Origin of the sequence: Paracoccus sigandri (assembly GCF_003709565.1) — a bacterium.
GTDB lineage: Bacteria > Pseudomonadota > Alphaproteobacteria > Rhodobacterales > Rhodobacteraceae > Paracoccus > Paracoccus siganidrum.
The window spans coordinates 16,647-29,648 of the sequence record NZ_QNRC01000019.1 but is presented as its reverse complement, the minus strand read 5'-3'; the positions used below and the strand labels follow the sequence as shown (position 1 = coordinate 29,648).

At 69.4% G+C, this 13,002-nt stretch carries 12 protein-coding genes and 2 tRNA genes; 3 read left to right on the top strand and 11 right to left on the bottom strand.

What is annotated here, in order from left to right:
* Window positions 1-36: 36 nt before the first annotated feature.
* Window positions 37-2,172: a methylmalonyl-CoA mutase gene (scpA, locus tag C9E82_RS16140; protein WP_119898525.1), complete on the top strand. Its 2,136-nt coding sequence runs from the start codon at window positions 37-39 to the stop codon at window positions 2,170-2,172.
* Window positions 2,173-2,355: 183 nt separating this feature from the next.
* On the opposite strand, the gene C9E82_RS16135 is transcribed toward scpA, so the two are convergent.
* From C9E82_RS16135 to C9E82_RS16115, 5 genes are all read right to left on the bottom strand, one after another.
* Window positions 2,356-3,612: a glutamate-5-semialdehyde dehydrogenase gene (locus tag C9E82_RS16135; RefSeq protein WP_119898545.1), complete on the bottom strand. Its 1,257-nt coding sequence runs from the start codon at window positions 3,610-3,612 to the stop codon at window positions 2,356-2,358.
* A gap of 194 nt (window positions 3,613-3,806) precedes the next feature.
* Complete coding sequence (locus C9E82_RS16130; RefSeq protein ID WP_240643564.1) at window positions 3,807-4,238, bottom strand: LbetaH domain-containing protein; 432 nt, start codon at window positions 4,236-4,238, stop codon at window positions 3,807-3,809.
* A 120-nt stretch (window positions 4,239-4,358) separates the two neighbouring features.
* Window positions 4,359-4,435: transfer RNA gene (locus C9E82_RS16125), tRNA-Asp, on the bottom strand.
* A 26-nt stretch (window positions 4,436-4,461) separates the two neighbouring features.
* Window positions 4,462-4,538 (bottom strand) — tRNA-Asp (locus C9E82_RS16120).
* A gap of 114 nt (window positions 4,539-4,652) precedes the next feature.
* On the bottom strand, window positions 4,653-5,765 hold the full coding sequence (locus C9E82_RS16115; RefSeq protein ID WP_119898524.1) for an anhydro-N-acetylmuramic acid kinase: 1,113 nt from the start codon (window positions 5,763-5,765) through the stop codon (window positions 4,653-4,655).
* A 58-nt stretch (window positions 5,766-5,823) separates the two neighbouring features.
* On the opposite strand from C9E82_RS16115, the gene tyrS reads away from it, so the two are divergent.
* Both tyrS and C9E82_RS24565 read left to right on the top strand, forming a co-directional pair.
* Window positions 5,824-7,083 (top strand): tyrosine--tRNA ligase, encoded by a 1,260-nt coding sequence (gene tyrS, locus C9E82_RS16110; RefSeq protein ID WP_119898523.1) that lies wholly within the window; start codon window positions 5,824-5,826, stop codon window positions 7,081-7,083.
* Window positions 7,084-7,191: 108 nt separating this feature from the next.
* Entirely contained in the window at window positions 7,192-7,341 is a 150-nt protein-coding gene (locus tag C9E82_RS24565) for a hypothetical protein (RefSeq protein ID WP_170162092.1), read from the top strand.
* Between the two features lie 95 nt (window positions 7,342-7,436).
* On the opposite strand, the gene C9E82_RS16105 is transcribed toward C9E82_RS24565, so the two are convergent.
* The 6 genes from C9E82_RS16105 to C9E82_RS16080 form a co-directional block, all read right to left on the bottom strand.
* Window positions 7,437-8,438, bottom strand: a complete 1,002-nt coding sequence (locus tag C9E82_RS16105; RefSeq protein WP_119898522.1) for an SPOR domain-containing protein — start codon at window positions 8,436-8,438, stop codon at window positions 7,437-7,439.
* A gap of 69 nt (window positions 8,439-8,507) precedes the next feature.
* Window positions 8,508-9,143 (bottom strand): uracil phosphoribosyltransferase, encoded by a 636-nt coding sequence (gene upp / locus C9E82_RS16100; RefSeq protein WP_119898521.1) that lies wholly within the window; start codon window positions 9,141-9,143, stop codon window positions 8,508-8,510.
* On the bottom strand, window positions 9,140-10,117 hold the full coding sequence (locus tag C9E82_RS16095) for an adenosine deaminase (RefSeq protein WP_122449325.1): 978 nt from the start codon (window positions 10,115-10,117) through the stop codon (window positions 9,140-9,142). Before C9E82_RS16095 ends, upp begins: the two co-directional genes overlap by 4 nt.
* Window positions 10,114-11,301, bottom strand: a complete 1,188-nt coding sequence (locus C9E82_RS16090; RefSeq protein ID WP_122449324.1) for a phosphopentomutase — start codon at window positions 11,299-11,301, stop codon at window positions 10,114-10,116. The genes C9E82_RS16095 and C9E82_RS16090 overlap by 4 nt, the downstream gene beginning before the upstream one ends.
* Window positions 11,294-12,580 (bottom strand): thymidine phosphorylase, encoded by a 1,287-nt coding sequence (locus C9E82_RS16085; RefSeq protein WP_119900603.1) that lies wholly within the window; start codon window positions 12,578-12,580, stop codon window positions 11,294-11,296. Before C9E82_RS16085 ends, C9E82_RS16090 begins: the two co-directional genes overlap by 8 nt.
* The gene (locus C9E82_RS16080; protein WP_119900604.1) at window positions 12,577-12,972 is read right to left on the bottom strand and encodes a cytidine deaminase; all 396 of its coding nucleotides are present in this window, start codon (window positions 12,970-12,972) and stop codon (window positions 12,577-12,579) included. The genes C9E82_RS16085 and C9E82_RS16080 overlap by 4 nt, the downstream gene beginning before the upstream one ends.
* Between the last annotated feature and the right edge of the window lie 30 nt (window positions 12,973-13,002).

The window sequence follows — 13,002 nt, the reverse complement described above, 5'->3', positions numbered from 1 at the left end:
ATATAGGGCATGCGGGCCAAGGGGAAAGGACGGATCATGACGAAACCGACGCTGGAGGAATGGCGCGAACTGGCCAGGAAAGAGCTGAAGGGCCGCGAACCCGAAAGCCTGGACTGGCAGACGCTGGAAGGCATCACCGTCAAGCCGCTCTATACCGAGGCCGATTGCGAAGGCATGGACCACCTGGGCAGCCTGCCGGGGCTGGCGCCCTTCACCCGCGGCCCGCGCGCGACCATGTATGCGGGCCGCCCCTGGACGATCCGGCAATATGCGGGCTTCTCCACCGCCGAGGAATCGAACGCCTTCTATCGCAAGGCGCTGGCGGCCGGGCAGCAGGGCGTCTCGGTCGCCTTCGACCTGGCCACCCATCGCGGCTATGACAGCGACCATCCCCGCGTCGTCGGCGACGTGGGCAAGGCGGGCGTCGCCATCGATTCGGTCGAGGACATGAAGATCCTGTTCGACGGCATCCCGCTGGATAAAGTTTCCGTGTCCATGACCATGAACGGCGCGGTGATCCCGATCCTGGCCAATTTCATCGTCACCGGCGAGGAACAGGGCCATTCCCGCGCGGTGCTGTCGGGCACGATCCAGAACGACATCCTGAAAGAGTTCATGGTCCGCAACACCTATATCTATCCGCCCGAGCCCTCGATGCGGATCATCGCCGACATCATCGAATACACCTCGAACGAGATGCCGAAGTTCAACTCGATCTCGATCTCGGGCTATCACATGCAGGAGGCGGGCGCGAACCTGGTCCAGGAGCTGGCCTATACCCTGGCCGACGGGCGCGAATATGTCCGCGCCGCGCTGAAGGCCGGCATGGACGTGGACAAGTTCGCCGGGCGGCTGTCGTTCTTCTTCGCCATCGGCATGAATTTCTTCATGGAGATCGCCAAGCTGCGCGCCGCGCGGCTGCTGTGGCACCGGATCATGACGGAATTCGATCCGAAGAAGCCGGGCAGCCTGATGCTGCGCACGCATTGCCAGACCTCGGGCGTCAGCTTGCAGGAGCAGGACCCCTGCAACAACGTGATCCGCACCGCCTACGAGGCGATGTCGGCGGCGCTTGGCGGCACGCAGTCGCTGCATACCAATGCGCTGGACGAAGCCATCGCGCTGCCGACCGAGTTCAGCGCCCGCATCGCCCGCAACACCCAGCTGATCCTGCAGGAGGAAACCGGCATCACCCATGTCGTCGATCCGCTGGCGGGTTCCTATTACATCGAGAACCTGACGGCGGAACTGGCCGAAAAGGCCTGGGCGCTGATCGAGGAGGTCGAGGAACTGGGCGGCATGACCAAGGCGGTCGCCACCGGGATGCCCAAGCTTCGGATCGAGGAGACGGCGGCGCGCCGCCAGGCGATGATCGACCGCGGCGAAGAGGTGATCGTCGGCGTCAACAAGTACCGCAAGGACAAGGAAGACCCGATCGACATCCTGGACATCGACAACATGAAGGTGCGCGACGCCCAGATCGCGCGCCTGAACGATATCCGCGGCAGCCGCGATGAGGCCGCCTGCCAGGCGGCATTGGACGAACTCAGCCGCCGCGCCGAACAGGGCGGCAACCTTCTGGAAGCCGCCGTCGAGGCCGCCCGCGCCCGCGCATCCGTCGGAGAGATCAGCATGGCCATGGAAAAGGTGTTCGGCCGCCATCGCGCCGAGGTGAAGACCCTCGCCGGGGTCTATGGCGCCGCCTATGAGGGCGACGAGGGCTTCGCCCGCATCCAGCGCGACGTCGAGGCCTTCGCCGAACAGGAAGGCCGCCGCCCGCGGATGCTAGTGGTCAAGATGGGCCAGGACGGCCATGACCGCGGCGCCAAGGTGATCGCCACCGCCTTCGCCGATATCGGCTTCGACGTCGATGTCGGCCCGCTGTTCCAGACCCCCGAGGAAGCCGCGCAGGACGCGGTGGACAACGATGTCCACGTGGTCGGCATCAGCTCTCAGGCGGCGGGCCACAAGACCCTGGCCCCCAAGCTGATCGAGGCGCTGAAGGCCCAGGGCGCCGGGGACATCCTGGTGATCTGCGGCGGCGTGATCCCGCAGCAGGATTACGACTTCCTGCGCAAGGCGGGCGTCAAGGCGATCTTCGGGCCCGGCACCAACATCCCCGAGGCCGCCGCCGACATCCTGCGGCTGATCCGCGAATCGCGCGCCGCCTGATTGCGTCCCGCGAAGGCTGGGGGCTGTCTGCCCCCAGACCCCCGAGGGTATTTTCCCAACGAAGAAGACGGGCCGGTTGACGCGGCCGGCCCTTCTCTGTTGCCGAAATACCCTCCGGGGTGAATTGGCCGCAGGCCAAGAGGGGGCGGACAGCCCCCTTTCCGACGATCGGGCCGGGCCGGCTCAGGCGCGGATCGCGCCCTCGCCCGTCACCAGGTATTTGAAGCTGGTCAGTTGCTCGGCCCCCACCGGGCCACGGGCGTGCAGCTTGCCGGTGGCGATGCCGATCTCGGCGCCCATGCCGAATTCGCCGCCATCGGCGAACTGGGTCGAGGCGTTGCGCATCAGGATCGCGCTGTCCAGCCCGGCGAAGAACCGCGCCGCCGTTGCGTCATTGGCGGTCAGGATCGCTTCCGTATGCTGGCTGCCGAAGCGGCGGATATGCCCGATCGCCTCGTCCACGCCGTCGACCAGCTTCACGGCGATGATGCTGTCGAGGAACTCGCGCCCGAAATCCTCGGGCGCGGCCCTGACCGTGCCGGCGATCTTCGCCAACTCGCCCTCGGCCCGCACCTCGACGCCCGCGGCCAGCAGGTCCTCGATCAGCGCGGGGCCGTGCTGCGTGTAGAAGGGCCAGTCGATCAGCAGGCATTCCGCCGCCCCGCAGATGCCCGTCCGCCGGGTCTTGGCGTTCAGGACCACGCGGCGGGCCATTTCGGGATCAGCGTCGCGATCGACATAGATGTGGCAGACGCCTTCCAGATGCGCGAAGACCGGCACCCGCGCCTCGCGGCTGACCAGCCCGACCAGCCCCTTGCCGCCTCGCGGGATGATCACGTCGATCAGCCCCTGCGCCGCCAGCATGGCGCTGACCGCGGCGCGGTCGCGGGTGGGCACCAGCTGGATCGCCGCCTCGGGCAGCCCAGCCTGGCGCAGCCCCTGGACCATGCAGCCATGGATCGCCTGGCTGGAATGCAGGCTTTCCGAGCCGCCGCGCAGGATCACCGCATTGCCGGATTTCAGCGCCAGGGCGCCGGCATCGGCGGTCACGTTGGGCCGGCTTTCATAGATCACGCCGATCACCCCGATGGGCGTGCGCACGCGCTGGATATGCAGCCCGTTGGGGCGATCCCATTCGGCGATCACCTGCCCGACCGGATCGTCCTGTTCGGCCACCGCGCGCAAGCCGTCCTCGATCCCGCGCAGGCGATCCTCGTCCAGCCGCAGCCGGTCGATCATCGCCTCCGACAGGCCCTTCTCGCGCCCGAATTCCAGGTCCTTCGCATTCGCCTCCAGGATTTCTGGCAGCTGGTCGCGGATGGCATGGGCGGCGCCGATCAGCGCGGCGTGCTTCCGCTCGGCCGGGGCCTGCGCCAGCTCGACGGCCGCCGCGCGCGCGGCCTGCCCCATTTTCGCGATCAGTTCCTCTGCCTCGGCCATATCCGTCCTCGCCTCATAAATCAGCCCCACCTCCAACGGGATGGCGGGGGTCCTGGATAGCGGGTCACAGAGGGAAACAGTAGCCCCAATTCAGTTCGGCGCTCGCTTGTAGTCCGTGGGAAGTATCCTTGCCGGCACGCCGACGGCGGTGCAGCCGGGCGGCACGTCATGCAGCACCACCGCGTTCAGCCCGATCAACGCGCCGTCGCCGATGGTGATCCCCCCACCAGCCGCGCCCCCGCCGAGATATTGACGCGGTTTCCGATCACCGGCACCTCGCGGCCGCTGCCATTGGGGCGGCCGACGCCGATGGTCACCTGCTGGAAGACAAGGCAGTCCCGCCCGATCACCACGTCGGGATGGATGACGATCCCGTTCGGATGGGGCAGCAGCAGCCCGCCCCCGATATCGGTGCGCAACTCGATATCGCAGCGGGTGACCGTGCGCCAGAACTCATGGGACAGGGTCCAGAATCGCCGGGCGATCCGCGCCCCGACCCCCGCCTTGCCCTCCAGCGCCTGATAGCGGCGGATGCAGCGCATCAGCTTGCGGCCCGGGTCCCAGAACTTCTGCGGCGTTTCGCGGGACCAGTCCGCCTCGGCGCAAGAGACGGCCTCATTCCTCATTGTAACCGGCAAGATACATCCCCATGGCAAGGAAAGTCGTGACATATTGGTATGGCCGAACTGGCGGCAGTCAACATGCCATATTTCGTCGCCATTATCTGCCGGAGATTTGAGGAAAAATGGCGCGGTTGACGGGGCTCGAACCCGCGACCCCCGGCGTGACAGGCCGGTACTCTAACCAACTGAGCTACAACCGCGCATATATCCGGGCGAAAGGTGCAAGTGGCGCGGTTGACGGGGCTCGAACCCGCGACCCCCGGCGTGACAGGCCGGTACTCTAACCAACTGAGCTACAACCGCACACTCACCTTCCCGGCTGATCGCCCGCCGGGGTGAGCGGGGTTTACGCACCCCGCCGCGCCCCGTCAAGTCGGATGCGCAAAAAACATCCCCGGCACGGAAATTTATCGAGATCTATCGGGCCGGCCGGCGACGCGGATGCGAGATCCGCCCGCCGCAGGCAGGCCGGGGCACGCCGGTGGTCGAGGGAGCCGAGGTCGGCAGCCCGCGCCGGACCCGCACCGCCAGCCAGGCGAAGGCCTGCGCCTCGAGCATGTCGCCGTCCAGCCCCGCCGCCTCGACCGGCTGGACCGCGCAGGGCAGAAGACGCGCCAGTTCCGCCATGATCGTGCGGTTGTGCCGGCCGCCGCCGCAGACCAGGACCCGGTCCGGGGGCGCGGGCAGCCAGCGGAACCCGGCCGCCACCGATTCCGCCAGCGCCGCCACCAGCGTGGCCGCGGCATCGGCGTCGGCCAGGTCGCGAATCGCCGCGGCCAGCCCGGTGAAGGCGTCGCGGTCCAGCGATTTCGGGGGCGGACGCTCGAAATAGGGATGGCGCAGGAAATTCGCGATCACCGCGCGGTCGGCCTGGCCCTGGGCGGCCAGCGCCCCGCCCTCGTCGCGCAGGGCGCGGCGGCGCTGGCGCATCAGGTCGTTGATCGGCGCATTGGCCGGGCCGGTATCGAAGGCGAGGCAGGCACCCTCGGCCTCGGGGGCCGGGGCGGCGGGGTCGACCCAGGTGATGTTGCCCACGCCGCCGAGGTTCAGGAAGGCCAGTGGAGCCGCCGGCAGATGCCCCTGCCCCATGGCCCATTCGGCGCAGGCCCAGTGGAAGAAGGGCGCCAGCGGCGCGCCCTCGCCGCCCTGCCGGACATCCTCGGCGCGGAAATCCCAGACCACCGGGCGCCCGGTCCCGTCCGCCAGCGCCGCGCCGTCGCCGGCCTGATGCGTGCCCCGCCCCTGCGGATCATGCGCCAGGGTCTGGCCGTGAAAGCCGATCAGCTCCGCCTCGGGGAAGTCCCGCGCCAGCGCCGCGTGGGCGGCGACCGAGATCGCGGCGGCCTCGGCCACGCCCGGATCATGCGGCCAGCCGCCAAGCGCGCCATGCAGCATCGCCGCCTCGTTGTCGGAATAGGCGCGGAAGGCGCTGCGGCCGAAGGCGCCGATGCGGATGCCGTCGGTTTCCACCATCGCCGCGTCCACCCCGTCCAGCGAGGTGCCCGACATCATCCCCAAGGCCCGGATCATCCGCCTTCCCCTTTGCTGCCCCAGCCGGTATATCCGGCCCGATCAGAAGGAAACAACCATGACCTACCAGCCCAAGTCCGAGTTCCTGCGCGTGATGATCGAACGCGGCTATGTCGCCGATTGCACCGACTATCAGGCGCTGGACCAGGCGCTGCTGGAGGGAACGGTCACCGCCTATATCGGCTATGACGCGACGGCGGCCAGCCTGCATGTGGGGCATCTGCTGAACATCATGATGCTGCGCTGGCTGCAGAAGACCGGCCACAAGCCGATCACGCTGATGGGCGGCGGCACGACCAAGGTGGGCGATCCCTCGTTCCGCGCCGAGGAGCGGCCGCTGCTGGACGAGGCCGCGATCCAGTCGAATATCGACGGGATGGGGCAGGTCTTCGCACGCTATCTGGACTATAGGCCGGATGGCGCGCTGATGCTGAACAATGCCGAATGGCTGGACGGGCTGAACTACCTGGAATTCCTGCGCGACATCGGCCGGCATTTCAGCGTCAACCGGATGCTGTCCTTCGAATCGGTGAAGTCCCGGCTGGATCGCGAACAGTCGCTGTCCTTCCTGGAATTCAACTACATGATCCTGCAAGCCTATGATTTTCTTGAGCTGCATCGCCGCTATGGCTGCCGGCTGCAGATGGGCGGATCGGACCAGTGGGGCAATATCGTCAACGGGATCGACCTGACGCGGCGGGTGGACGATGCGGTGATCTGGGGGCTGACCTCGCCGCTGCTGACCACCTCGGACGGGCGCAAGATGGGCAAGTCGGCGGGCGGCGCGGTCTGGCTGAACGGCGAGATGCTGTCGCCCTACGAATTCTGGCAGTTCTGGCGCAACACCACCGATGCCGATGTCGGCCGTTTCCTGAAGCTCTATACCGAGCTTCCGGTCGCGGAATGCGAGCGGCTGGGCGCGCTGCAGGGCTCCGAGATCAACGAGGCCAAGATCCGGCTGGCCAATGAGGTGACGACGCTGCTGCACGGCGCCGAGGCCGCCGCCAGCGCCGAGGCGACCGCGCGCAAGGTCTTCGAGGAAGGCGGCGTCGGCGGCGACCTGGAGGTCGCGCTGCTGCCCGCCGAGGCGCTGGACGAGGGGCTGTCGGTCGTGCAGATGCTGTCCCGCGCCGGCCTGACCGCCAGCGGCAAGGAGGCCAAGCGCCTGATCGCCGAGGGCGGGTTGCGGCTGAACAACGAGCCGGTCAGCGACCCGCAGATGCCGGTCACGGCGGAACTGATCGGCGAGGGGCTGAAGGTCTCGATCGGGAAGAAGAAGCACCGCATGGTCCGGCTGAGCCAGACCGTCTCCGCATAGCGGCAATGCGACGCAGCCTGACGCTACGTCGCGGCACTGGAAAGCGCGGCCGGGCGGCGCTATCTGCGGATCCGTGGGAGGGGACAACTCCAACCCCGGAGACTGACGATGGCACAGGACCAGAAACAGCCGGTCGACCTCGACCAGAAGCGCCGCAACGTGGAAGCAGATGCCGCGCTGGAGCAGATGTTCGGCTATTACAACAGCGACCAGGCGCCACTGAACTTCGCGCCCGCCGCGCCGCGCAAGGCCGCCTGAGCGCGACCCCGCCGCCACGGCCAAGAATTTTCCGGGGGCGTTTGCGCCCCCTTTTCGTTTCGCGCCTTTCGCTGCCGGCGCGACCGGCAAGGCCCCTATCGCGCCGCCGCCTTGTCATGGCCGCGCCCGCGCAGATCGTTCAGCGCCCGGACCAGGGTGCCGCGATCCTCGAACGGACCGACCAGCAGCAGCGCCTGATCCTGCCGGCGCGCCAGGCCCACCTCGTAGCCGATCCCGATCAGCTGCCGCGCGACGGCCAGCGCGTCTGCCTCATCCGCGAAACCGCCGATCTGGACATGGCGCGCAGAGGCCGGGATCATCTCGACCGCCGTGGCGGGATGGCCGGGTGCCGCTGGGGCTGAAACAGCCGGGCGCGTGACTGCGGCGGGCTTGGCGGGGGATGGCGCCGTCCCTCCGGTCGCGGCGGGTTTCGCCCCGGCTTCCGCAGCGACCGGTTCCCGATCCGCCGCAGGGCCGGGCTGTTCCTGCGGCGCATTCGCGGCAAGCGCCACCGCGTCATGGCGCGCCCCGGCGGTGATGATCGGGCCGGGAAGCTCTGCACGCATTCCGGGGCAGAGCCCGAAGGTCACGTCCCTGCCGGAAACCGCCGCCCCCGAGGGATCGGGCTCATAACCCAGCAGGCGGCACAGGTCATCGTCCGGGCCGCCCGACATCGCCCGGCGCATCGCGTCCTGGCCCGAGACCAGCGCCTGCAGGTCCCGCTCGACCGGGCTTTGCCCCGCCGGGGCGGCGACGGCCTGTCGTTCCGCGATGGGCCGGGGATCGGCGGCGAATTCGCCGTCGCGCAGGCCGGTGGCCAGTTTCTCGAACAGCATCTCCTCGATCGTGGGCGGCGGCGCGGGGGCCGGCATTTCCTGCGCCAGCCCGCGCTGCGACAGCGTGGGCGGAAAGCCGCAGACGGGCACGCCCTGGCGATCGGTTCGCGGCACCCAATCGCCGCCCTCGCGCAGGAAGACGCAGCCGCTGCCGTCGATATATTGCGTGCCGGCAAACCCTTTGGGCGGCGGCGGTTCGGGGGCGGCGGCGGCCCGAACGGCCAGCGCCAACACCCAGAACATGACCCATGACACCCGCATCCGCGCCTCGCGATTCGACCCTTGGGTCCACGCTTAGGGCAGAAAGCTGAAGCGGCGGTTAACCCGCGGTCATTTCGTCCCGAACATCCGGTCGCCGGCATCGCCCAGGCCGGGTACGATATAGCCGTGATCGTCCAGCCTTTCGTCCAGCGCGGCGGTGAAGACCGGCACGTCGGGATGGGCCTGCCGCATCCGCTCGACCCCTTCGGGCGCGGCCAGAAGGCACAGGAAACGCAGGTTCTTCGCGCCCTGCGCCTTCAGCAGGTCGATCGCCGCGACCGAGGAATTGCCGGTGGCCAGCATCGGATCGACGACGATGGTCATCCGCGCGTCCAGTTCCTTCGGCACCTTGTTGTAATATTCGACGGGCTGCAGCGTCGCGGGGTCGCGGTAGAGGCCGATGAAGCCCACCCGCGCGCCCGGAATCAGCTCCAGGATCCCGTCCAGAAGCCCGTTCCCGGCCCGCAGGATCGAGATCAGCGCCAGCTTCTTGCCCTCCAGCATCGGGGCGTCCATCTCGCATAGCGGGGTTTCGATGCGGGTCGTGGTCAGTTCCAGCTCGCGCGTGACCTCATAGGCCAGAAGCAGGCTGATCTCGCGCAGCAGGCGGCGGAAACCGGCGGTCGAGACGTCCTTCTGCCGCATGATCGTCAGTTTGTGCTGGACAAGGGGGTGGTCGATGACGGTCAGGTGCTGCTGGCTCACGGGAATTCCTTTCTCAGCCTGTCGCGGGTCTCGGCGTCGCAGAAGGCCGCGTCAAGGGCCCATTGGTTGATGCGCAGGAACTCGGCCTCGCCCCAGCCGAAGGCATCGGCAAGCCGGTCGTATTCCTGGCGCATGGTGGTGTGGAAGAAGGGCGGATCGTCGGTCGAGACGGTGACGCGCAGCCCGGCATCGGCCAGCCGCGCGATGGGATGGGCCGCCCAGCCGGGATAGAGCCCGAGCGCCAGGTTCGAGCCGGGGCAGACCTCCAGCGTGACCTGCCGGTCGGACAGCTCGCGCATCAGCGCCGCGTCCTCGATGGCGCGGACGCCGTGGCCGATGCGGGTGCAGCCCAGTTCCAGCGCCTGGCGGATGCTGTCGGGGCCGGCCCATTCGCCGGCATGGCAGGTCAGGCCCAGCCCGGCCTCGCGCGCGCAATCGAAGCTCCAGGCGAAATCGGCGGCCTGCCCGAACCCCTCGGCCCCGCCCATGCCGAAGCCCGTGACCCAGCCGCCGCCGGCGTCGAAGGCGGTCTCGGCCGCGCAGATCGCGGTCCGTTTCGCGCGCTCGGGGCCGAAATGGCGGATCGCGGTCAGGACCGCGCGGCTGTCGATCCCCTGCCCCCGCGCGCTGTCCGCGACCTCGGTCATCGCCGCCAGATAGTCGCGCCAGGCGACGAGGTCGCCGCCGCCGCAGAATTCCGGGGACACGAACAGCTCGGTATAGATCACGCCCTGATCGGCGGAACGCTCCAGCACCTCGGCCAGCAGGCGGGCATAGTCGCGGGGCGTCTGCAACACGCTGGTCGCGGCCTCGTAGACGCGCAGGAATTCCTCGAAGCCGCGATAGGCATAGTGCCCCTGCGCGTCGAAGAGGCCCGACAGGTCGACATGCTTTTCCGCCGCCAGCGCCCGGATGAAATCCGGCGGGGCCGCGCCTTCCAGATGCAGGTGCAGTTCGATCTTCTTGTCGCTCACAGGAAGCTGGCTCCGTGATGGGTGGGCGGCAGGCCTAGGTGATCCATGACCGAGGCGCCGATATCGGAAAAGCCGACATGGCCGATGGCGCGGGGCCCGACACCATGGCCCAGCACGGCGACCCTTTCGCGGGTGTGGTCGGTGCCGCGCCAGCTGGGATCGTTGCCGTGATCGGCAGTGAAGATCGCCAGGTCGCCGGGGCGCAGGGTGGACAGGAACGCGCCGGCCACGGTGTCGAACCATTCCAGCTGCGCGGCATAGCCTTCGACATCCCGCCTGTGGCCGAAATTGGTGTCGAATTCGACGAAATTCGCGAAGGTCAGGCTGCCCGGCTCGGCCTCCAGGCCCAGGCGGAGCAGGTGCCGGGCCAGGTCGGCGTCGGACTTGCCCTTCCACAGATGGCTGATGCCGCGATGGCTGAAGATGTCGCCGATCTTGCCGATCGCATGGGTCACGCGGCCGGCGTCGAAGGCGATGTCCAGGATCGTGTCCGAGGGCGGCGCGATGGCGAAGTCGCGCCGGTTGGGCGTGCGCCGGAAGCGCCCCGGCGCCTCGCCCAGGAAGGGGCGCGCGATCACCCGGCCGACGCGCATCCGGTGCAGCATCGGCGCCAGCCCCTCGCACAGCGCCATCAGCCGGTTCAGCCCGAAGCGTTCCTCATGCGCGGCGATCTGCAGCACGCTGTCGGCCGAGGTGTAGCAGATCGGCCAGCCGCTGCGCAGATGCTCGGGCCCGAAATCCTCGATCACCTGCGTGCCCGAGGCATGGCAATTGCCCAGGATGCCGCCGGTCGCGGCCAGCTCGCAGATCCGGGCCGTCACCTCGGGCGGGAAGGCCGGGGTGGTGTCGGGGAAGTAATGCCATTCCCAGGGGACCGGCACGCCGGCGATCTCCCAATGGCCCGAGGGCGTGTCCTTGCCGGGCGAGATCTCGGTCGCCGCCCCCCACAGCCCCTGCGGCTCGGCGCCCAGCCCCGGCCCCTCGGCGCCGCTGGCCAGGCGCAGGGCGGCGCCAAGGCCCAGCCGGTCCAGATGCGGCATGTTCAGCGGCCGCGCGGCGGCGATATGGCCCACGGTATTGGCGCCGGTATCGGGGCGGCCGTCGTTGAAGAAGCGGTCGGCATCCGGCGCGCCGCCGATGCCGACGCTGTCCATGACGATGACGAAGGCGCGGTTCTCAGGCATCGGGGCGGATCCTGTCGCGGATCAGGGGACCGGCGGGGGCAGCCTCGCCGATCCGATAGGCGGCCTGCACGGCGGCCACGGCAATCTCGGCGGCGGTGTCGTCGGCGGCATGGACCATGGCCAGCGGCCGATCAGGTCCCACCGCCTCGCCCAGACGGGCCAGACCGTCCAGGCCGACGCGATGGTCGATCGGCTCTCCGGCGCGGACGCGGCCGCCGCCCAGGGCCACGACGGCATGACCCAGCGCCGCCACGTCGATCCGCGCCACCCCGCCTTGGGGCGCGGGCACCGGGCGGATGACCGGGGCGGGCGCCAGATGGGCCTGGGGCCGCTCCAGCAGGTCGGTCGGGCCGCCCTGCGCGGCCACCATGCGCCCGAAAGCCTCGGCCGCGGCGCCGCCATCCAGCAGCGCGGCCAGGTCCGCGCCACGCCCGACCAGCTCCAGGCATTCCGCCGCCAGTGCCAGGGTCAGCTCGCGCAGCGCGCCCGGCGCACCCTGCAGCACGCGGATCGCCTCGGCCACCTCCAGCGCGTTTCCGGCGCTGCGGGCCAGCGGCTGGTCCATGTCGGTGATGAAGGCAGAGCTGCGGCAGCCCGCGCCATTCGCCGTGCCGACCAGCGCCTCGGCCAGCTTGCGCGCCTGTTCGGGGGTCTTCAGGAAGGCGCCGGTGCCCGCCTTCACGTCCAGCACCAGCCCCTCCAGCCCCGCCGCCAGCTTCTTCGACAGGATCGAGGCGGTGATCAGGTCGATCGATTCCACCGTGCCGGATTCGTCGCGGATCGCATAGAGCCGCCGGTCGGCCGGCGCCAGGTCGGCCGAGGCCGCCACGATGGCGCAGCCGATGTCGCGGGTGATGCGGCGAAAGGCGTCCTCGTCCTGCGCGACGTCCAGGCCGGGGATCGCCTCCAGCTTGTCCAGCGTGCCGCCGGTATGGCCCAGCCCCCGCCCCGAGATCATCGGCACATAAACGCCCGCCGCCGCCAGCAGGGGCGCCAGGACCAGGCTGACCGTGTCGCCGATGCCGCCGGTCGAATGCTTGTCCACCACCGGCCCCGGCAGGTCCCAATGCAGCACATGGCCGGAATCGCGCATCGCCCGCGTCAGCGCGACCCGCCCCGCCGGACCGATGCCGCGCGTCAGCACCGCCATCGCGAAGGCCCCGGCCTGCGCGTCGCTGACCGAGCCGTCGGCCAGCCCCTGCGCGATCAGCGCCGCGCCGGGGCCGTCCAGCCCGCGGCCGTCGCGGATCGCGGCGATGACCGGACGCGGATCGGTCATTTGACCTGGCTCATGTGTTCGACGTCGAAGCGGCCGGGCAGCAGCTCGCCGATGGTCGTGGCCAGCGTCAGCCCCGAGGTGGTGGCCAGTAGGACCGGCGTCTCGGGGCGGCCGAACTCGGCCAGCTTCTGGCGGCAGCCGCCGCAGGGCGGACAGGGCGCGGGCGCATCGGCGATGACGGCGACCTCGATCAGCTCGGTCTCGCCCGCCGCGACCATGGCCGCGATCGCCCCGGCCTCGGCGCAGGTGCCCTCGGGATAGGCGACGTTTTCCACGTTGCAGCCGCGATGGATCGCGCCCGAGGCGCCCCGGACCGCCGCGCCCACCTTGAATTTCGAATAGGGCACATAGGCCCGCTCGCGCACCTCGCGCGCCGCATCCAGCAGCGTCATCGGCATCCCCTGTTTTCTTGGCCCTGTTTT

Excerpts from the sequence above, each read along its gene's own strand:
- scpA (WP_119898525.1), top strand. The coding sequence starts at position 37 with ATGACGAAACCGACGCTGGAGGAATGGCGCGAACTGGCCAGGAAAGAG.
- C9E82_RS16130 (WP_240643564.1), bottom strand. The coding sequence starts at position 4,238 with ATGAGGAATGAGGCCGTCTCTTGCGCCGAGGCGGACTGGTCCCGCGAA.
- tyrS (WP_119898523.1), top strand. The coding sequence starts at position 5,824 with ATGACCTACCAGCCCAAGTCCGAGTTCCTGCGCGTGATGATCGAACGC.
- C9E82_RS16080 (WP_119900604.1), bottom strand. The coding sequence starts at position 12,972 with ATGACGCTGCTGGATGCGGCGCGCGAGGTGCGCGAGCGGGCCTATGTG.
- C9E82_RS24565 (WP_170162092.1), top strand. The coding sequence starts at position 7,192 with ATGGCACAGGACCAGAAACAGCCGGTCGACCTCGACCAGAAGCGCCGC.
- C9E82_RS16090 (WP_122449324.1), bottom strand. The coding sequence starts at position 11,301 with ATGCCTGAGAACCGCGCCTTCGTCATCGTCATGGACAGCGTCGGCATC.
- C9E82_RS16085 (WP_119900603.1), bottom strand. The coding sequence starts at position 12,580 with ATGACCGATCCGCGTCCGGTCATCGCCGCGATCCGCGACGGCCGCGGG.
- C9E82_RS16105 (WP_119898522.1), bottom strand. The coding sequence starts at position 8,438 with ATGCGGGTGTCATGGGTCATGTTCTGGGTGTTGGCGCTGGCCGTTCGG.
- C9E82_RS16115 (WP_119898524.1), bottom strand. The coding sequence starts at position 5,765 with ATGATCCGGGCCTTGGGGATGATGTCGGGCACCTCGCTGGACGGGGTG.
- C9E82_RS16135 (WP_119898545.1), bottom strand. The coding sequence starts at position 3,612 with ATGGCCGAGGCAGAGGAACTGATCGCGAAAATGGGGCAGGCCGCGCGC.